The organism is Streptomyces sp. NPDC090083 (genome assembly GCF_044747445.1).
Classification (GTDB): domain Bacteria; phylum Actinomycetota; class Actinomycetes; order Streptomycetales; family Streptomycetaceae; genus Streptomyces.
This window is the reverse complement of record NZ_JBIVED010000007.1, coordinates 137621-157119: the sequence shown is the minus strand read 5'-3', so window position 1 is coordinate 157119 and position 19499 is coordinate 137621. Positions and strand designations below refer to the sequence as shown.

At 71.2% G+C, this 19499-nt stretch carries 16 protein-coding genes; 7 read left to right on the top strand and 9 right to left on the bottom strand.

The features are described 5' to 3' along the window. Positions 1 to 40 precede the first annotated feature (40 nt). Positions 41 to 799, bottom strand: a complete 759-nt coding sequence (locus ACIPTO_RS25035; RefSeq protein ID WP_366319709.1) for an SDR family oxidoreductase — start codon at positions 797 to 799, stop codon at positions 41 to 43. Positions 800 to 884: 85 nt separating this feature from the next. Here ACIPTO_RS25035 and ACIPTO_RS25030 point away from each other — a divergent pair, with 85 nt between their 5' ends. Genes ACIPTO_RS25030 through ACIPTO_RS25015 form a run of 4 tightly spaced genes read left to right on the top strand, consistent with a single transcriptional unit; the run spans position 885 to position 4305 of the window. Next, positions 885 to 1661 carry an enoyl-CoA hydratase family protein gene (locus ACIPTO_RS25030; protein ID WP_401195715.1) on the top strand — a complete coding sequence of 259 codons (777 nt, stop codon included), beginning with the start codon at positions 885 to 887 and terminating at the stop codon, positions 1659 to 1661. Further along, positions 1662 to 2510, top strand: coding sequence for a CoA transferase subunit A (locus ACIPTO_RS25025; protein ID WP_401195712.1), 849 nt, complete (start codon positions 1662 to 1664; stop codon positions 2508 to 2510). Continuing rightward, entirely contained in the window at positions 2507 to 3253 is a 747-nt protein-coding gene (locus ACIPTO_RS25020; protein ID WP_401195710.1) for a CoA-transferase subunit beta, read from the top strand. The genes ACIPTO_RS25025 and ACIPTO_RS25020 overlap by 4 nt, the downstream gene beginning before the upstream one ends. Further along, positions 3253 to 4305 carry an NAD(P)H-dependent flavin oxidoreductase gene (locus ACIPTO_RS25015; RefSeq protein ID WP_401195708.1) on the top strand — a complete coding sequence of 351 codons (1053 nt, stop codon included), beginning with the start codon at positions 3253 to 3255 and terminating at the stop codon, positions 4303 to 4305. Before ACIPTO_RS25020 ends, ACIPTO_RS25015 begins: the two co-directional genes overlap by 1 nt. Before the next feature lie 29 nt (positions 4306 to 4334). On the opposite strand, the gene ACIPTO_RS25010 is transcribed toward ACIPTO_RS25015, so the two are convergent. Genes ACIPTO_RS25010 through ACIPTO_RS25000 form a run of 3 tightly spaced genes read right to left on the bottom strand, consistent with a single transcriptional unit; the run spans position 4335 to position 6970 of the window. Continuing rightward, a complete protein-coding gene (locus ACIPTO_RS25010; protein WP_401195706.1) occupies positions 4335 to 5492 on the bottom strand; it encodes an acetyl-CoA C-acetyltransferase in 1158 nt (385 codons plus the stop codon). Positions 5493 to 5518: 26 nt separating this feature from the next. Continuing rightward, on the bottom strand, positions 5519 to 6130 hold the full coding sequence (locus tag ACIPTO_RS25005; protein ID WP_328832047.1) for a TetR/AcrR family transcriptional regulator: 612 nt from the start codon (positions 6128 to 6130) through the stop codon (positions 5519 to 5521). 51 nt (positions 6131 to 6181) lie between these two features. Further along, positions 6182 to 6970, bottom strand: a complete 789-nt coding sequence (locus ACIPTO_RS25000) for an SDR family oxidoreductase (RefSeq protein WP_401195704.1) — start codon at positions 6968 to 6970, stop codon at positions 6182 to 6184. A gap of 60 nt (positions 6971 to 7030) precedes the next feature. Between ACIPTO_RS25000 and ACIPTO_RS24995 the strand changes: the two genes are divergently transcribed. Next, entirely contained in the window at positions 7031 to 8170 is a 1140-nt protein-coding gene (locus ACIPTO_RS24995) for an acyl-CoA dehydrogenase family protein (protein WP_401195701.1), read from the top strand. Beyond that, positions 8170 to 9138, top strand: coding sequence for an acyl-CoA dehydrogenase family protein (locus ACIPTO_RS24990; protein WP_401195699.1), 969 nt, complete (start codon positions 8170 to 8172; stop codon positions 9136 to 9138). The genes ACIPTO_RS24995 and ACIPTO_RS24990 overlap by 1 nt, the downstream gene beginning before the upstream one ends. Here the strand turns inward: ACIPTO_RS24990 and ACIPTO_RS24985 are convergent. The 3 genes from ACIPTO_RS24985 to ACIPTO_RS24975 are packed head-to-tail and all read right to left on the bottom strand — an operon-like array spanning position 9113 to position 12190. After that, entirely contained in the window at positions 9113 to 10852 is a 1740-nt protein-coding gene (locus tag ACIPTO_RS24985; RefSeq protein ID WP_401195696.1) for a cytochrome bc complex cytochrome b subunit, read from the bottom strand. The two genes, ACIPTO_RS24990 and ACIPTO_RS24985, sit on opposite strands and share 26 nt — an antisense overlap. A 52-nt stretch (positions 10853 to 10904) precedes the next feature. Beyond that, the gene (locus tag ACIPTO_RS24980; protein WP_366319727.1) at positions 10905 to 11474 is read right to left on the bottom strand and encodes a HutD family protein; all 570 of its coding nucleotides are present in this window, start codon (positions 11472 to 11474) and stop codon (positions 10905 to 10907) included. Continuing rightward, the gene (locus ACIPTO_RS24975; protein ID WP_366319729.1) at positions 11471 to 12190 is read right to left on the bottom strand and encodes a VWA domain-containing protein; all 720 of its coding nucleotides are present in this window, start codon (positions 12188 to 12190) and stop codon (positions 11471 to 11473) included. Before ACIPTO_RS24975 ends, ACIPTO_RS24980 begins: the two co-directional genes overlap by 4 nt. Positions 12191 to 12319: 129 nt before the next feature. Between ACIPTO_RS24975 and ACIPTO_RS24970 the strand changes: the two genes are divergently transcribed. After that, the gene (locus tag ACIPTO_RS24970; protein ID WP_366319731.1) at positions 12320 to 13162 is read left to right on the top strand and encodes a chitosanase; all 843 of its coding nucleotides are present in this window, start codon (positions 12320 to 12322) and stop codon (positions 13160 to 13162) included. 139 nt (positions 13163 to 13301) lie between these two features. On the opposite strand, the gene ACIPTO_RS24965 is transcribed toward ACIPTO_RS24970, so the two are convergent. After that, on the bottom strand, positions 13302 to 14765 hold the full coding sequence (locus tag ACIPTO_RS24965; RefSeq protein WP_366319733.1) for a glutamate synthase subunit beta: 1464 nt from the start codon (positions 14763 to 14765) through the stop codon (positions 13302 to 13304). Beyond that, entirely contained in the window at positions 14758 to 19353 is a 4596-nt protein-coding gene (gltB, locus tag ACIPTO_RS24960) for a glutamate synthase large subunit (RefSeq protein WP_401195691.1), read from the bottom strand. Before gltB ends, ACIPTO_RS24965 begins: the two co-directional genes overlap by 8 nt. Positions 19354 to 19499 lie beyond the last annotated feature (146 nt).

The following is a 19499-nucleotide window of genomic DNA, read 5'->3' as shown; positions in this document are numbered from 1 at the left end:
CACCCTTCACCTCATGTGCCCTTGTGGGCGGTTCATCGACTCACGTGTCCTTGTTGGCCGTTGCCGCGTCCAGGAACGCCGGGCGCTCCCCGCCTCCGTGGACGAGGAGGCTCGCCCCGCTGATGTAGGCGGCGGCGTCGGAGGCCAGGAAGACGGCCGCCGCGCCGACGTCGGAGGGGTCGGCGAGGCGGCCGAGCGGGACGGTGCGGGAGACGGCGGCGACGGCGTCCTCGCCGCCGTAGTGGAGGTGGGCCAGTTCGGTGCGGACCATGCCGACGACCAGCGTGTTGACGCGGATGTCCGGCGCCCATTCCACCGCCATCGAACGCGCCAGGTTCTCCAGCCCGGCCTTGGCCGCCCCGTACGCCGCCGAGCCGGGCGAGGGCCGGCTGCCGCTGACGCTGCCGATCATCACGACCGCGCCCCTGGCCCGCTTCAGGTGTTCGTAGGCGGCGAGGGAGGCGGTGAGCGGGGCGAGGAGGTTCAACTCGATGATGCGCGCGTGCCGTTCGGCCTCGGCGGCGACGAGGGGGCGGTACGGTGCGCCGCCCGCGTTGTTGACGAGCACGTCGAGCCGGGGCAGCGCGGTGAAGAACTCCCTCACGGCGTCCGGGTCCCGGAGGTCGAGCGGCCTGAACTCAGCTCCCTCGACCGGTGCTTCGGGTGGTCGGCGCGCGCAGGTCAGCACCTCGGCACCGGCCTGGGCGAAGGCCCGCGCGATGCCGGCACCGACGCCCCGGGTGCCGCCGGTGACGAGGACGGTCCGCCCCTTCAGCGGCTGGTCGGGCGAGTTGTCCACAGGGCCTCCCGCTCGGATTCTCCGGCTGCTAGCTTCGAAGTCTCGCACCTAACAAATGTTTGGTGGAAAGGTAGCTGATGCGTCCATGGGTGTCTCCACCTCCTTCTCGAAGTCGTCGAAAAAGGGCCCGGGAAAAAGCGGCATCGCGGTCGTCACGGTCGACTACCCGCCGGTGAACGCCCTACCGGTGGACGGCTGGTTCGCCCTGGCCGACGCCGTCCGCGCGGCCGGCCGCGATCCCGGCGTCCGCTGTGTGGTGCTGGCGGCGGAGGGCCGCGGGTTCAACGCGGGGGTGGACATCAAGGAGATACAGGCGCAAGGCCGTTCGGCCCTGGTCGGGGTGAACCGCGGCTGCTTCGAGGCGTTCGCGGCGGTGTACGAGTGCGAGGTCCCCGTGGTGGCGGCCGTGCAGGGCTTCTGCCTGGGCGGAGGCATCGGACTGGTGGGGAACGCGGACGTGATCGTGGCGAGCGAGGACGCCACCTTCGGCCTGCCCGAGCTGGACCGGGGCGCGCTGGGCGCGGCCACCCACCTGGCCCGGCTGGTCCCCCAGCATCTGATGCGCGCCCTGTACTACACCTCGCGCACGGCGACGGCCGCCGAGCTGCACGCGCACGGCTCGGTGTGGCGGGTCGTCCCGCGCGCCGAACTCCTGCCCTCCGCACTGGAGCTGGCGGCGGAGATAGCCGCCAAGGACGGCGAGCTGATCCGCCTGGCCAAGTCCGCGATCAACGGCATCGACCCCGTCGACGTCCGCCGCAGCTACCGCTTCGAACAGGGCTTCACCTTCGAGGCCGACGTCAGCGGGGTGGCCGACCGGGTCCGCGACACCTTCGGCGCATCGGGACGGAAGGGGGCGTAGATGAGCGACAAGACGATGACGGCCGACGAGGTCGTCTCCCGGCTGCACAGCGGCATGACCCTCGGCATCGGCGGCTGGGGCGCGCGCCGCAAACCCATGGCCCTGGTGCGGGCGTTGCTCCGCTCCGACATCACCGACCTCACGGTCGTCTCCTACGGCGGCCCGGACGTCGGCATGCTCGCGGCGGCCGGCCGCATCCGCAGACTCGTCGCCGCGTTCGTCACCCTCGACTCGGTCCCGCTCGAACCGCACTACCGCGCGGCCCGCGAGCGCGGGGCCTTCGAGCTGACGGAGGTCGACGAGGCGATGTTCATGTGGGGCCTGCGCGCCGCCGCGAACCGACTGCCGTTCCTGCCGGTGCGGGCGGGGATCGGTTCGGACGTGATGCGGGTCAACCCCGGTCTGCGGACGGTGACGTCGCCGTACGAGGACGGGGAGACGTTCGTCGCGATGCCGGCCCTGCGGATGGACGCGGCCCTGGTGCACCTCAGCCGCGCCGACCGGCTGGGCAACGGACAGTACCTGGGCCCTGACCCGTACTTCGACGACCTGTTCTGCGAGGCGGCGGACTCCGCCTACCTCTCGTGCGAACGGATCGTGGACACCGCCGAGTTGACGAAGGAGGCCGCGCCGCAGTCCCTGCTCGTGAAGCGGCTGAGCGTGACCGGGGTCGTCGAGGCCCCCGGCGGCGCCCACTTCACGTCGTGCGCTCCGGACTACGGCAGGGACGAGGCCTTCCAGCGGCTGTACGCGAGCACCCCGTGGGCGGAGTTCGCCGGGCGCTACCTGGCCGGTGACGAACAGGCCTACGCGTCGGCGGTGCGCGACTGGCAGGAGGAGCAGGGGTGACGGGCGAACCGGGGACGGACGTACGGCGTTCCGAGTACTGCGTGATCGCCTGCGCCGAGGCGTGGCGTGACGCCGGGGAGATCCTGGCCAGCCCGATGGGGTTCATCCCGTCCGTGGGCGCGCGGCTGGCCCGGCTGACCTTCGCGCCCGACCTGCTGCTGACCGACGGCGAGGCGACGATCGTCCGTCCGGACGGGGCACCGGAGGGCTGGCTGCCGTACCGGCAGCATCTGGCGCTGGTGGCGGGCGGACGGCGGCACGTGATGATGGGCGCGAGCCAGATCGACCGGTTCGGCAACCAGAACATCTCGTGCATCGGCGACTGGGCGCGGCCCAGGCGGCAGTTGCTCGGGGTGCGCGGAGCGCCGGTCAACACGCTGAACAATCCGACGAGTTACTGGATACCCCGGCACTCTCCCCGGGTGTTCGTGGAGCGGGTCGACCTGGTGTGCGGGGTGGGCTACGACCGGGTCGCCGAGCCCCCGGGGACGGCCCGCTTCCACCGCATCCCCCGGGTGGTGTCCGACCTCGGGGTGTTCGACTTCGCGACCCCCGACCGCTCGATGCGGCTGGCCTCGCTGCATCCGGGCGTCACGGTGGAGCAGGTGCGGGAGGCGACGGGCTTCGAGCTGACCGTGCCGGAGGACGTGCCGTCGACGCGCGAGCCGACCCCGGAGGAGCTGCGGCTGATCCGTGAGGTGATCGACCCGGCCGACAGCCGTGCCAGGGAGGTGAGTTCGTGATGGAGACCGCGCTGACCCGGCTGGTCGGGGTCCGGCATCCGATCGTGCAGACCGGCATGGGCTGGGTGGCGGGACCGCGTCTGGTGTCGGCGACGGCGAACGCGGGCGCGCTGGGCATCCTCGCCTCCGCGACCATGACGACCGACCGGCTGCGGGAGGCGATCCGCGAGGTCAGGTCGCGGACGCGGGAGCCGTTCGGGGTGAACCTCCGCGCGGACGCGGGCGACGCCGGTGACCGGGTCCGGATCATCGTCGAGGAGGGCGTCCGGGTCGCGTCCTTCGCCCTGGCGCCCTCGGCCGAGCTGATCGCGGAGCTGAAGGAGGCGGGCGTCGTGGTGATCCCGTCCATCGGGGCCCGGCGGCACGCGGAGAAGGTCGCGGCGTGGGGCGCGGACGCGGTGATCGTGCAGGGCGGGGAGGGCGGCGGGCACACCGGAGAGGTGGCGACGACGGTGCTGCTGCCGCAGGTCGTGGACGCGGTGGACATCCCGGTCGTGGCGGCGGGCGGCTTCTTCGACGGCCGGGGGCTGGTCGCGGCGCTGGCCTACGGCGCGGCGGGCGTCGCCATGGGCACGCGCTTCCTCCTCACCTCGGACTCCACGGTCCCCGACGCGGTGAAGGCGGCGTACCTGGCGGCGACGGTCAAGGACGTCACGGTCACCAGAGCGGTCGACGGCCTCCCGCACCGGATGCTCCGCACGGAACTGGTCGACGCCCTGGAGAACTCCGGTCGCACGAGGACCCTGCTCCGGTCGGTGCACCGGGCAGCGGGCTTCCGCCGCCTGTCGGGGCTGAGCTGGCGGCGGATGATCCGCGACGGCCTCGCGATGAAGCACGGGAAGGAGCTGACCTGGAGCCAGGTACTGCTGGCCGCGAACACGCCGATGCTGCTGAAGGCGTCGATGGTGGACGGCCGGACGGACCTCGGGGTGATGGCGTCCGGCCAGGTCGCGGGGGTGATCGAGGATCTGCCGTCGTGCGCGGAGCTGGTGCGGCGGGTGATGAAGGAGGCCGAGGAGGCGCTGTGGACGCTGGTCCGGGCCGACTCCTGATCACCCGGGCCCGCGGCGTGCCCCGCGGCTCAGAGCCGTTCGATGATCGTCACATTGGCCTGGCCGCCGCCCTCGCACATGGTCTGGAGGCCGAAGCGGCCTTCGGTGCGCTCGAGTTCGTGGAGGAGGGTGGTCATCAGCCGGACGCCGGTCGCGCCGAGAGGGTGTCCCAGGGCGATCGCGCCGCCGTTGACGTTGACCTTGTCCGGGTCGGCGCCGGTCTCCTTCAGCCAGGCGAGGACGACGGGCGCGAAGGCCTCATTGATCTCGACGAGGTCGATGGCGTCGATGGTCAGGCCGGTCTTCTTCAGGGCGTGGGCGGTGGCCGGGATCGGCGCGGAGAGCATGCGGATGGGGTCCTCGCCGCGGACGGAGAGGTGGTGGACGCGGGCGCGGGGCGTCAACCCGTGTTCGCGGACGGCCCGTTCGGAGGCGAGCAGCATCGCCGCCGCGCCGTCGGAGACCTGGGAGGAGCACGCGGCGGTGATGGTGCCGCCGTCGACGACCGGTTTCAGGCCCGCCATCTTCTCCAGTGAGGTGTCCCGGCGCGGGCCCTCGTCGACGGCGACCGGGCCGTAGGGCACCGTCTCGCGTTCGAAGCGGCCCTCGTCGATGGCGCGCAGGGCCCGCCGGTGCGAGCGGAGCGCGAACTCCTCCTGGTCCTGGCGGCTGATCCCCCACTTGGCGGCGATCATCTCGGCGCCGGCGAACTGGTTGACCGGCTGTGTCCCGTACCGCGCGCGCCAGCCCTCGCTGCCGAGGAAGGGGCCGTCGGTGAGGCCGAGGGGTACGGCGGCCTGGCGGGAGGCGAAGGCGATGGGGACCAGGGACATGTTCTGGACCCCGCCCGCGACCACCAGGTCCTGGGTGCCGGACAGGACGCCCTGTGCGGCGAAGTGCACGGCCTGCTGGGAGGAGCCGCACTGCCGGTCCACCGTCACGCCCGGCACCTCCTCGGGCAGCCCGGCCGCCAGCCAGGCGGTCCGCGCGATGTCTCCGGCCTGCGGTCCGACCGCGTCCAGGCAGCCGAGGACGACGTCCTCGACGGCGGCGGGGTCGATCCCCGAGCGTGCGACCAGTTCCTTGAGGACATGCGCCCCGAGGTCGGCCGGATGCACCGCGCCCAGCCCTCCTCCGCACCGCCCGACGGGCGTACGGACCGCTTCGACGATATAAGCCTCGGCCATGTCAACTCCCCATACAAACGCGTGAGTTACGTGCGTACGGCGATCCCGTCCAGCACCATCGACAGGTACTGCCGGGCGATCTCCTCGGCGCTGTGCTGTCCGCCCGGCCGGTACCAGGAGGCGGCGACCCACACCGTGTCCCGGACGAACCGGTAGGTGAGCCGGACGTCGAGGTCGGCGCGGAAGACCCGGGCGGCGACCCCGCGCTCCAGCGTGGACAGCCACGCCTTCTCGAACTTGCGCTGCGACTCGGCGAGGAACGCGAACCGCTCCTGCGCGACCAGCTGCTTGCTCTCCTTCTGGTAGATCGCGACGGCGGCGCGGTGCCGGTCGATCTCCCGGAACGACTCGGTGACCAGCGCCTCCAGCGTCTGGCGCGGGCCCAACTCGGCGTCCAGGACGGTGTCGTAGCCGCCCCACAGCTCGTCGAGGAAGGTCCGCAGGATCTCCTCCAGCATCGATTCCTTGGAGTCGAAGTGGTAGTAGAGGCTGCCCGCGAGCATCCCCGCGTGGTCGGCGATCTTCCGGACGGTGGTGGCGTTGTACCCCTGCTCGGCGAAGACCTCGGCCGCCGTGTCGAGGAGTTCGCGGCGGCGGGCCGGAGCGGCGGTCACCGGGGGTTTCTTCTTGGTCGGCACGGCACCATTGTCGTGCCCCGGCACCGGCCGCCCGCTCGCGCCCTCGCGCCGCTATGCATGCTGGCTGCTCACGGACACGACCTCGCCGGTCATGTACGAGGAGTAGTCCGAGGCCAGGAACACGATCACGTTGGCCACCTCCCAGGGCTCCGCGTACCGCCCGAAGGCCTCGCGGGCGGTGAGCTCCGCGAGCAGGTCGGGCGTGGTCACCTTCACCAGGTGCGGGTGCATGGCGAGGCTCGGCGAGACCGCGTTGACGCGCACCCCGTAGGCGGCGGCCTCGATCGCCGCGCACCGGGTCAGCGCCATCACGCCCGCCTTGGCCGCCGCGTAGTGCGCCTGCCCGGCCTGGGCGCGCCAGCCGACGACGGAGGCGTTGTTGACGATCACCCCGGCGCCCGCGGCACGCATCGCGCGCAGGGCGGCCCGGGTGCAGCGGAAGGTGCCGTTCAAGGTGACGTCCAGGACTTTCGACCACTGGGTGTCGGTCATCTCGACGAGGTCCGAAGTGCCGCCCAGGCCCGCGTTGTTGACGACGACGTCCAGCCGTCCGTGGGCCGCGACGGCCGTGTCGAACAGGGCCTGCACCTGGGTCTCGTCGGTGACGTCGCACGGCAGCGCGGCGACCGCCTCCGGCCCGAACTCCCGGGCCAGCTCGGCCTCGTACTCCTTGAGCCGGCGCGTGTGCGCGTCGCTGATCAGCACGCGCGCGCCCTCCTCCAGGAAGCGGCGTGCGGTGGCGCCGCCGATGCCCGCGCCGGCCGCGGCGGTGACGACGGCGGTGCGCCCCTTCAGCAGCCCGTGCGCGGGGACGTGTGCCGGACTCTCGACGCCTGTCATGGCCCCACGCTAACCTACCAAACACTTGTTAGGGAAGGACTGTTGAGGAGGGACGACCGCATGGACCTCGACTTCACGTCCGCCGAGGAGGCGTTCCGCGCCGAGGCCCGCGCCTGGCTGCGCGCCCACGTGCCGGCCGCCCCTCTCCCCTCGCTGGAGACGGAGGAGGGCTTCGCCGCGCACCGGGTCTGGGAGGCCCGGCTCGCCGCGGACCGCTGGTCGGTGGTGTCCTGGCCCGAGGAGTACGGCGGCCGGGGCGCGGACATCGTGCGGTGGCTGGTCTTCGAGGAGGAGTACTACGCGGCGGGCGCCCCGGGCCGGGTGAGCCAGAACGGCATCAACCTCCTCGCGCCGACGCTCTTCGACCACGGCACGCACGAGCAACGCGCGCGCGTGCTGCCCGCGATGGCGACCGGCGAGGTGGTGTGGGCGCAGGCGTGGTCGGAGCCGGAGGCGGGGTCCGACCTGGCCTCGCTCACCTCGCGCGCGGTGCGCACGGACGGCGGCTGGCTGCTGAGCGGGCAGAAGACGTGGTCGTCGCGGGCGGCCTTCGCGGACCGCGCGTTCGGCCTGTTCCGCAGCGAGCCGGACACCCCGAGACCCCATCAGGGCCTGACCTACCTGATGTTCGGCCTGCGCGCACCCGGTGTCACGGTCCGCCCGATCGGCCGCCTCGACGGCAAGCCCGCCTTCGCGGAACTCTTCCTGGACGACGTCTTCGTCCCCGACGAGGACGTGATCGGCGCGCCGGGCCAGGGCTGGCGGGTCGCGATGTCGACGGCGGGCAACGAACGCGGCCTCACCCTCCGCTCCCCCGGCCGCTTCCTCGCCTCCGCCGACCGGCTCCTCAACCTCTGGCGGGCGCAGGGGAGTTCACCCGAGCTGCGGGACCGGGTCGCCGACGCCGTGATCGGCGCCCGCGCCTACCAGCTCTTCACCTACGCCAACGCCTCCCGTTTCCTCGACGGCGGGTCCGTCGGTCCGGAGTCCAGCCTGAACAAGGTCTTCTGGTCCGAGTACGACATCGCCCTGCACGAGACGGCACTCGAACTGCTCGGCGACGAAGGCGAGTTGGCGGACACCGGCTGGGCCGAGGGATACGTCTTCTCCCTCGCGGGCCCCCTGTACGCCGGTACGAACGAGATCCAGCGCGACATCATCGCCGAGCGCCTGCTCGGCCTGCCGAAGGGCCGCCGCTGATGCGCTTCCTCCTGAACCCCGAACAGCGGGCGTTCGCCGCCTCGTTGAACGCCATGCTGACGGCGGCGGACACCCCGTCGGCCGTCCGGGCGTGGAGCCGCGGCGAGCACACGGACGGGCTGGCGTTGTGGCGCCGGCTCGCCGAGGCCGGGGTGTTCGCCCTGGCGGTGCCCGAGGCGTACGAGGGTCTCGGCCCCCGGCCGGTCGAACTCGCCGTGGCGTTCGTGGAGTTGGGGCGGCACGCGGTGCCGGGGCCGCTGGTGGAGACGGTCATGGCGGCTGCGCTGCTGGCCGAACCCGGCCCGGCCAAGCGGCTGTTGCCCGGCCTCGCGGCCGGCGGGACGATGGCCACGGCGTCGCCCGCGGGATCGTACGCGCTGGACGGTGACGTGGCGACGCTCCGCCTGGCCTGGGACGCCGACGGGCTGCGCGGCGCGCCGGGGCACGGGACGGTCCGCGCGTCGCTGGACCCGGCGCGCCGGCTCACCCGGCTCCTGCCCGGTGGTGAACTCCTCAGCCCGGACCCGCCGGTGGCGCACGCCCTGACCTGGGCGCGGCTCGCGACCGCCGCCCAGGCCCTCGGGGTGGGGCTCGCCCTGCTCGACAGGACCGTGTCCTACGTGCGGCAGCGGACCCAGTTCGGGGTGCCGGTGGGCTCGTTCCAGGCGGTCAAGCACCGACTGGCCGACACCAAGGTCGCGCTGGAGTTCGCGCGTCCGCTGCTCTTCGGCGCCGCGCTCGCCATGGACCCCACCGATGTGGCCGCCGCCAAGGTCACGGCGTGCGAGGCGGCGTACCGGGCGGCCCGCACGGCGCTTCAGCTGCACGGGGCGATCGGCTACACCGCCGAGTACGACCTGTCGCTGTGGCTGACCAAGGCCCGCGCGCTGCGGGCGAGTTGGGGCAGCCCGGGCGAGTGCCGGGCCGCCGTGCTCGACGGGCTCAGTGGTGGTGGTCGCCGCTCGTGAGTTCCTTGTACTCCTCGACCGTCGGCTTCGGGATGCGCGCCTCGGGTCCGAACATCGCCTTCGCGAGCCGGGCCCGTACCCGCTGCCCGCCCTTGACCTGCCGCTGGACGCCGTTCGAGTCGACGAGCGGGCCGATGGCGTACGGCGGTTCCTGCTCGTGCTGGGTGAGCCGGAACCGCTCGTCCTGGGCGAGGGGTTCGTGCACCTCGACGTACTCGCCGTGCGGCAGCATCTTGATCAGGCCGGACTCGCGGCCGTGCAACACCTTGTCCCGGTCCCGGCGTTGGAGCCCGAGGCAGACGCGTTTGGTGGCCAGGAACGCGACAACGGGCACGACGAAGACGGAGACCCGCACGAACCAGGTGATCGCGTTGATCGACAGGTTCAGATGCGTGGCCACGACGTCGTTGCCGCCGCCGATGAGCAGCACCCCGTACAGACTCAGCCAGGCCACCCCGAGCCCGGTGCGCACGGGCATGTTGCGCGGCCGGTCCAGGATGTGGTGTTCGCGTTTGTCGCCGGTGATCCAGGCCTCGATGAACGGATAGGCGCCGATGGCCGCGAGGATCAGCGGGAACAGCGTGAAGGGGATGAAGACGCCCAACTCCAGTGTGTGGCCCCAGGCGTTGATCTCCCATCCCGGCATCACCCGGATCAGCCCCTCGGAGAAGCCGAGGTACCAGTCGGGCTGCGCGCCGGTGGTCACCAGGTCCGGCCGGTACGGCCCGAAGGCCCACACGGGGTTGATGCTGGCGATGCCGCCCATGACCGCGAGGACGCCGAAGACGAGGAAGAACATGCCGCCCGCCTTGGCGGTGTACACCGGCAGGAAGGGGCTGCCGACCACGCTCTTCTCGTCGCGTCCGGCGCCGGGGTACTGCGTGTGCTTGTGGTAGAAGACCAGGATCAGATGCGCGACCACCAGGCCCAGCATGATCCCCGGCAGCAGCAGGACATGGATCGGGAAGAGTCGCGAGATGATGTCGTGCCCCGGGAACTCTCCGCCGAACAGGAACATCGACATGTACGTGCCGACGATCGGCACGGACAGCATCGCGCCGTCCGCGAAGCGGATGCCGGTGCCGGACAGCAGGTCGTCGGGGAGCGAGTAGCCGGTCAGTCCGGTGAGGATGCCGAGGAACAACAGGGTCCAGCCGAACACCCAGTTGACCTCGCGCGGCTTGCGGAACGCGCCGGTGAAGAACACCCGCATCATGTGGGTGAGCATCCCGGCGATGAACACCACGGCCGCCCAGTGGTGGATCTGCCGGATCAGCAGCCCGCCGCGCACGTCGAAGCTGATGTCGAGCGCCGACTCGTAGGCCCGGGTCATAGGGATGCCGTTCAACGGCGTGTACGACCCGTGGTAGATGACCTCGACGCCGCTCGGCTCGAAGAACAGGGTGAGGTAGATGCCGGTGAGGATCAGGACGAGGAAGCTGTAGAGGCAGATCTCGCCCAGCATGAAGGACCAGTGGTCCGGGAAGACCTTGCGCATATTGGACTTGGCGATCGCGTACAGCCCGAGCCGTCCGTCCGCCCAGTCGGCGAGCTTCTCCCCTTTGCCCGGTTCGGGTCGCCGGCCGCCCGGCTCAGGGCTTCGACCGCCGCCGTCCGCCGAGCCGTTGACCGGCCGCGCGGCATCCCCGGCGCCGTTCACCGCTCCGTTCACCGATCCGTGCACCGGGCCGTTCGCCGGTCGTGCGCCGTCCATGGGTGGGCCGCCCTCCCCGTCGGTTCACCGACAGCGTGCCACGGTGGACCGGCTAAGCCAACGGTGCGTCAGCGGCGGGATCCGGCCCGCCGATTCCGATCACCGCGCTCCGGCCGTGCGCGTGCAGCACCGCGCCCTCGCCGCCCAACTGGACGGCGTCATAAGGCCGGAGGGTCACTCCGGCCACCTCGGCGGTCCCGTCCAGCGCCACCACCAGCACCTCCGCGCCCAGCCGCAGCCGCCCCCGGACGACGGCCACCGTGGGGACCGTCGGGCCGCCTCTGCGCCACATCACGTTGAGGTTGACGACGGGGCCGTCCAGGAGCACGCAGTCGGTCGGTACGTCGCCTCTGAAATCCCGTGGCTCAAAACGGGTGTCGACCAGCCGCCGTTCGCCGTCCACCGTCAGATCCATGCCCGCGCCCTCCACCACCGTGAGGGTCCGGTCGACGTCGGGAAAGGCCGAGAACGGACCGTCGGCCGCGACCTCGGCGAGGCTCACCCGGCACACGAAGTCGCTCATGCCCGCGCCCTCGGGCCAGCAGGCGATCTCGCGCGTCACCCCGCCACCGTTCTTCCAGGGCACGGCGGTTCGCGCCGAGGCGGGCAGCACCCGGATCACCGGACGATCCCCTGCCGCCGCGCCGCCGCGAGCCACTGCGGGAACTCGCCCACGAGCCGGTCGTAGAGTTCCGTGTCGGTCATCCGCAGCGGATCCGAACCGGCGTGGAAGAAGCCCGTGTTGTCGATCGGCCGCTTCTGCGGGACAGCCAACTCGTCGAGTCTGCGCAGGAAATCGAACTGCTTGCTGTTCCGGTCGCCGAAGCCGACGAACTGCCAGAACAGCGGGAGCCTCGCCGCCTTGCACACATACCGTTCCGCGGCCGGCTTGTTGATGGGGCCGCCGTCGGTCTGGAAGACGACGAGGGCGGGGTCCTTGGCGCCGCTGTCGAGGTAGTGGTCGATCACGGCGTCCATGGCCAGGTGGTAGCTGGTCTTGCCCATGTGCCCGAGCCCGGAGACGATCCGCTCGATCCGCCCCTGATGGCTGTCGAGCGCGATGTCCGTGACCGCGTCGACGTCCGTCGAGAAGAAGACGACCGGCACGCTCCCGTCGTCGTCGAGGTGCGCCGAGAGGCCCAACACCCGCTCCGCCAGGGCCTGCACGCTGCCGTTCTTGTAGTACGGCTTCATGGAACCCGAGTAGTCGACCACGAGATAGACGGCCGCCCGCTGCCCGTCGAGACCGTGTTTCCGGAGCGAGACCCCGGCACTCTTGTAGAGGCTGACCAGCGCGGGCGCGGTCTCCTCGACCTTGCTGAGCGAGATCGCGGCCACAGGGGCCCCCTTCGGACCGAGACGGGAATACGGAGATCGAAAAGGTCGAGATTACGCCACGCGGACCCGGCAGGTTCAATGTCCCCCCAACCCGCGGAATGCGGACGTAACCGGACCTACGCTGGCCCCATGAAACGCGTCGGCGTCCTGATGCTCGCCGCCGTACCCGTCGCCCTCGCCGCGACGGCCTACGGCATCTCGCCCTCCACCCACGACGACCCGCGCCCCGCGCACCCGTCCACGTCCGCCGCGGCAGAGCGCAGAGCGACGGAGGGCCTGGCCGCGCCGGCCATGAAGAACCTCGCCCAGGAGCTGGTGGCCAGCGCCGAGAACTCCACCCTCGACTGGCGCAGCGCGTACGGCTACGTGCAGGACATCGGCGACGGACAGGGCTACACCGCGGGCATCATCGGCTTCTGCACCGGCACCCACGACCTGCTCGTCCTGGTCGAGCGCTACACCGCGGCCCACCCCGGCAACGGCCTCGCCCGCTACCTCCCCGCCCTGCGCAAAGTAGACGGCACGGACTCGCACGAGGGCCTGGACCCCGGCTTCCCGGCCGCGTGGCGCGCCGAGGCGAAGGTCCCGGCCTTCCAGGCGGCGCAGGACGCGGAGCGCGACCGCATCTACTTCGACCCCGCCGTCAACACGGCGAAACGCGACGGCCTGGGCCCGCTGGGCCAGTTCGTCTACTACGACGCGATCGTCTTCCACGGTCCGGGCACGGACGGCTTCTACGGCATCCGGGAGCGGGCGATGCGGCGGGCGAGGACGCCTGCCGAGGGAGGTTCCGAGACGGCCTACCTGAGCGCCTTCCTCGATGTCCGCCGGGCCACGATGCGGGCCAAGCGCCCCGGGATCGACACCACCCGCATCGACACGGCCCAGCGGAAGTTCCTGGACGAGGGGAACCTGGAGCTGCGGACGCCGCTGGTGTGGAAGGTGTACGGGGAGACGTACCGGGTGCCGTAGAGGAACGGGAGCCGGGGCCGGGCGGCGAGCGGGAGCCGGGCCCGGACATGCGGCGGCGCCTGCCGTGTCCGGTCGGGGACTGGGCAGGCGCCGTCTCGTGTACCGCACGCCTTTGTGCGGGACGCTTCTTACCGAACCGTCAGACCATCAACGCGCGGTCCGTCGGCCGAATGGGGGCGGGCAGTTCACTGGCACCGGTCAGGAAGCGGTCGACACCGCGGGCGGCCGAGCGGCCCTCCGCGATGGCCCACACGATGAGGGACTGGCCGCGGCCCGCGTCACCGGCGACGAAGACGCCGGGGACGTTGGTCTGGAAGTCGGCGTCGCGGGCGATGTTGCCGCGCTCGTCGAGGCCCAGGGCGAACTGGTCGACCAGGCCGTTCTCGCGGTCGGTGCCGGTGAACCCCATGGCCAGGGTGACCAGTTGGGCGGGGATCTTGCGCTCGGTGCCCGGCTTCCGGGTCAGCTTGCCGTCGACGAACTCGACCTCGACGAGGTGCAGCCACTGGACGTTGCCGTCCTCGTCGCCCTCGAAGTGGGTGGTGTTGACGGAGTAGACCCGCTCACCGCCCTCCTCGTGCGCGGAGGTCACCTTGTAGAGCATCGGGAAGGTCGGCCAGGGCTGCGCGACCGCGTTCCGCTCGTCGCCCGGGCGGGGCATGATCTCCAACTGCGTGACGGAGGCGGCCCCTTGGCGGTGCGCCGTGCCGACGCAGTCGGCGCCGGTGTCGCCGCCGCCGATGACGACGACGTGCTTGCCCTCGGCCGAGACCGGAGCGGTGACGTAGTCGCCCTCCTGGACCTTGTTCGACAGGGGCAGGTACTCCATCGCCTGGTAGACGCCGGTCAACTCCCGCCCGGGGACCGGGAGATCGCGGGCGGTGGTGGAGCCGGCGGCGATGACGACCGCGTCGTAGCGCTTGCGCAGGTCGGTGGCCTTGAGGTCGACGCCGATCTCGATGCCGGTGCGGAAGCGGGTGCCCTCCGCGCGCATCTGCTCGATGCGGCGGTTGATGTGCCGCTTCTCCATCTTGAACTCGGGGATGCCGTAGCGGAGAAGGCCTCCGATGCGGTCCGCGCGCTCGTAGACGGCGACGGTGTGGCCCGCCCGGGTGAGCTGCTGGGCGGCGGCGAGGCCCGCCGGGCCCGAGCCGATCACCGCGACGGTCTTGCCGGAGAGGCGCTCGGGAGCCTGCGGGGCGACGTCGCCCGTCTCCCACGCCTTGTCGATGATGGAGACCTCGACGTTCTTGATGGTGACCGGCGGCTGGTTGATGCCCAGCACACAGGCCGCCTCGCAGGGGGCCGGGCACAACCGCCCGGTGAACTCCGGGAAGTTGTTCGTGGCGTGGAGGCGCTCGGAGGCGGCCGTCCAGTCGCCCCGGTAGGCGTAGTCGTTCCACTCGGGGATGAGGTTCCCCAGCGGACAGCCGTTGTGGCAGAACGGGATGCCGCAGTCCATGCAGCGGCCGGCCTGCTTGCCGATGATCGGCAGCAGGGAGCCGGGGACGTAGACCTCGTTCCAGTCCTTGAGACGGACGTCCACGGGGCGGGACTTGGCGACCTCGCGCCCGTGGTTCAGAAAGCCCTTCGGGTCAGCCATTGGTCGCCGCCTCCATCATCTTCTCGGTGATCTCGGTCTCGGAGAGACCCGCTCGCTCGGCGGCGTCCTTGGCGGCGAGCACTGCCTTGTAGGCACTGGGGATGATCTTGCTGAAGCGGTCCACGGAGGCGGGCCACTCGGCGAGCAGCTTCTCGGCGACCGTGGAGCCGGTCTCCTCGGCGTGCCGGCGCACCACGTCGTGCAGCCACTGCTTGTCGGTGTCGTCCAACTCCTCGACGGCGCCCGCGTTCCCGGCGTTCACGTGGTCGGGGTCCAGGTCGATGACGTAGGCGATGCCGCCGGACATGCCCGCCGCGAAGTTGCGGCCGGTCTCGCCCAGGACGACCGCCCGGCCGCCGGTCATGTACTCGCAGCCGTGGTCGCCCACGCCCTCGGAGACCACGGTGGCACCGGAGTTGCGGACACAGAACCGCTCGCCGGTCCGCCCGCGCAGGAACAGCTCGCCGCCGGTCGCGCCATAGGCGATGGTGTTGCCCGCGATGGTGGAGTACTCGGCGAGGTGGTCGGCGCCCCGGTCGGGGCGGACGACGACCCGACCGCCCGAAAGGCCCTTGCCCACATAGTCGTTGGCGTCGCCCTCCAGGCGGAGCGTGACACCGCGCGGGAGGAAGGCGCCGAAGGACTGGCCGGCCGAGCCGGTGAAGGTGATGTCGACGGTGTCGTCGGGCAGGCCCGCGCCACCGAACTTCTTCGTCACCTCGTGGCCGAGCATGGTGCCGACCGTGCGGTTGATGTTGCGGATCGCGACCTGCGCGCGGACCGGCTGGGCGTCGGTGGCGCTGGACGCGGCGAGGGCGTCGGCGGCGAGCTTGATCAGCTCGTTGTCGAGCGCCTTCTCCAGGCCGTGGTCCTGCTTGATGACCTGGTGGAGGGCTGCGCCGTCCGGGAGTTCGGGGACGTGGAAGAGGGGGGCGAGGTCCAGGCCCTGCGCCTTCCAGTGGTCCACGGCCCGCTCGACGTCCAGCGTCCCGGCCTGGCCGACGGCTTCCTCGATGGTGCGGAAGCCCAGCTCGGCGAGGATCTCGCGGACCTCCTCGGCGATGAACTGGAAGAAGTTCACGACGTATTCGGCCTTGCCGGCGAACCGGTCGCGCAGCACCGGGTTCTGGGTGGCGATGCCGACCGGGCAGGTGTCCAGGTGGCAGACGCGCATCATGACGCAGCCGGAGACGACGAGCGGCGCGGTCGCGAAACCGAACTCCTCGGCGCCGAGCAGCGCGGCGATGACCACGTCACGGCCGGTCTTGAGCTGGCCGTCGGTCTGGACGACGATCCGGTCGCGCAGTCCGTTGAGCAGCAGGGTCTGCTGGGTCTCGGCGAGGCCCAGCTCCCAGGGTCCGCCCGCGTGCTTCAGCGAGGTGAGGGGCGAGGCGCCCGTGCCGCCGTCGTGGCCGGAGATGAGGACGACGTCCGCGTGCGCCTTGGAGACACCGGCGGCGACCGTGCCGACGCCGACCTCGGAGACCAGCTTCACGTGGATCCGCGCCTGCGGGTTCGCGTTCTTCAGGTCGTGGATCAGCTGGGCGAGGTCTTCGATGGAGTAGATGTCGTGGTGCGGCGGCGGCGAGATGAGGCCGACGCCGGGCGTCGAGTGACGCGTCTTGGCGACCCACGGGTAGACCTTGTGGCCGGGCAGCTGGCCGCCCTCGCCGGGCTTGGCGCCCTGGGCCATCTTGATCTGGATGTCGTCCGCGTTGACCAGGTACTCGGAGGTGACGCCGAAGCGGCCGGAGGCGACCTGCTTGATGGCGGAGCGGCGCGCGGGGTCGTAGAGCCGGTCCGGGTCCTCGCCGCCCTCGCCGGTGTTGGACTTGCCGCCCAGCTGGTTCATGGCGATGGCGAGGGTCTCGTGCGCCTCCAGGGAGATGGAGCCGTACGACATGGCGCCGGTGGAGAAGCGCTTGACGATCTCGGAGACGGGCTCGACCTCGTCGATGGAGATCGAGGGCCGGTCCGACTTGAAGCCGAAGAGCCCGCGCAGGGTCATCAGCCGCTCGGACTGCTCGTTCACGCGGTCCGTGTACTTCTTGAAGATGTCGTAGCGGTTGGTCCGCGTCGAGTGCTGGAGGCGGAAGACCGTCTCCGGGTCGAACAGGTGCGGCTCGCCCTCGCGGCGCCACTGGTACTCGCCGCCTATGTCGAGGGCGCGGTGCGCGGGCGCGATGCCGCTCGCCGGGTACGCCTTCGCGTGGCGGGCGGCGACCTCCTTGGCGATGACGTCGATGCCGACGCCGCCGATCTTGGTGGCCGTACCGCTGAAGTAGCTGGTGACGAAGCCCTCGTCCAGGCCGACCGCTTCGAAGACCTGGGCGCCGCGGTAGGAGGCGACGGTCGAGATGCCCATCTTCGACATGACCTTGAGGACGCCCTTGCCGAGCGCGTAGATCAGGTTGCGGATGGCCTGCTCGGCCTCGATGTCGGTGAGGAACGTGCCCGCGCGGACGAGGTCCTCGACGGACTCCATCGCCAGGTACGGGTTGACGGCGGCGGCGCCGAAGCCGATGAGCAGGGCGACGTGGTGGACCTCGCGCACGTCACCGGCCTCGACCAGCAGGCCCACCTGGGTGCGCTGCTTGGTGCGGATGAGGTGGTGGTGGACGGCGGCGGTGAGCAGCAGCGAGGGGATCGGCGCGTGCTCGGCGTCGGAGTGCCGGTCCGAGAGGACGATCAGGCGGGCGCCGTTCTCGATCGCGGCGTCGGCCTCGGCGCAGATCTCGGTGAGGCGGGCCGCGAGGGCGTCGCCGCCGCCGGAGACCCGGTACAGACCGGAGAGGGTCGCGGCCTTCATGCCGGGCATGTCGCCGTCGGCGTTGATGTGGATGAGCTTGGCCAGCTCGTCGTTGTCGATCACCGGGAAGGGCAGGGTGACGCTACGACACGAAGCGGCCGTCGGCTCAAGGAGGTTGCTTCCCGGGCCGAGCGAGGAGCGGAGGCTGGTGACCAGCTCTTCGCGGATCGCGTCCAGCGGCGGGTTGGTGACCTGCGCGAACAGCTGGGTGAAGTAGTCGAAGAGCAGCCGGGGACGGCTGGAGAGCGCGGCGATCGGCGAGTCCGTGCCCATCGAGCCGATCGGCTCGGCACCGGCCTTGGCCATCGGCGCGAGGATGACGCGCAGCTCCTCCTCGGTGTAGCCGAAGGTCTGCTGGCGGCGGGTGACCGAGGCGTGGGTGTGCACGATGTGCTCACGCTCGGGCAGGTCGGACAGCTCGATCTCACCGGCTTCCAGCCAGTCGCCGTACGGCTTCTCGGCGGCGAGGCCGGCCTTGATCTCGTCGTCCTCGATGATGCGGTGCTCGGCGGTGTCCACGAGGAACATGCGGCCGGGCTGGAGGCGGCCCTTGCGGACGACCTTCGCGGGGTCGATGTCGAGGACGCCGACCTCGGAGCCGAGGACGACGAGGCCGTCGTCGGTGACCCAGTAGCGGCCGGGGCGCAGGCCGTTGCGGTCGAGGACCGCGCCGACCTGGGTGCCGTCGGTGAAGGTGACGCAGGCCGGGCCGTCCCAGGGCTCCATCATCGTGGAGTGGAACTGGTAGAAGGCGCGGCGGGCCGGGTCCATGGAGTCGTGGTTCTCCCACGCCTCCGGGATCATCATCAGCACGGAGTGCGGCAGCGAACGCCCGCCCAGGTGCAGCAGTTCCAGCACCTCGTCGAAGGACGCGGAGTCGGAGGCGTCCGGCGTGCAGATCGGGAAGACGCGGTCCAGCTTGTCCTGGTCGCCGAAGAGGTCGGAGACGAGCTGGGACTCGCGGGCCGCCATCCAGTTGCGGTTGCCCTTGACCGTGTTGATCTCGCCGTTGTGCGCGACGAAGCGGTACGGGTGGGCGAGCGGCCAGGACGGGAACGTGTTCGTGGAGAACCGGGAGTGCACGAGGGAGATCGCGGAGGCGAAGCGCCGGTCGGACAGGTCCGGGAAGAAGGGCTCCAGCTGACCGGTGGTAAGCATGCCCTTGTAGACGATGGTCCGCGCGGACAGCGACGGGAAGTAGACGCCGGCCTCGCGTTCGGCGCGCTTGCGCAGCGCGAAGGCCTTGCGGTCGAGGTCGATGCCCTGGCTCCGTCCGTCGCTCACGAAGAGCTGACGGAAGCGGGGCATGGTGGAGCGGGCCGTGGCGCCGAGGAGTTCGGGCGCGGTCGGCACCTCGCGCCAGCCGAGGACCGTGAGGCCCTCCTCGGCGACGATCGTCTCAAGCTGTGAGACGGTCGCGTCCGTGCCGTCCGGGGGCAGGAAGGCGATCCCGACCGCGTAGCCGCCGGCGGCGGGCAGGTCGAATCCGGCCACCTCACGGAAGAAGGCGTCCGGCACCTGGGACAGGATGCCCGCACCGTCGCCCGAGTCGGGCTCGGCGCCGGTCGCACCGCGGTGCTCCAGGTTGCGCAGCACTGTGAGCGCCTGCTCGACCAGCGCGTGGCTCGCCTCGCCGGTGAGGGTGGCCACGAAGCCGACGCCACAGGCGTCGTGCTCGTTACGGGGGTCGTACATACCCTGCGCGGCAGGGCGAGCATCCATGAAGGACCAGTTCTGGCCATTCGTGGTGTGCTGGGACGGCTGGCGCGGCGTACGCATCGGCTCTCCCGTCGTCGTCGTGACATATGCGTGGTGCATAGGGACGACGCTGGCCCTCTGCGAAGTGAGTGCAAAATTTCGTGCAGGTTACATGATGGAGCGGTTCTCGGGAACCGGATACTGCGTTCCAACATGCGGACGCCGCA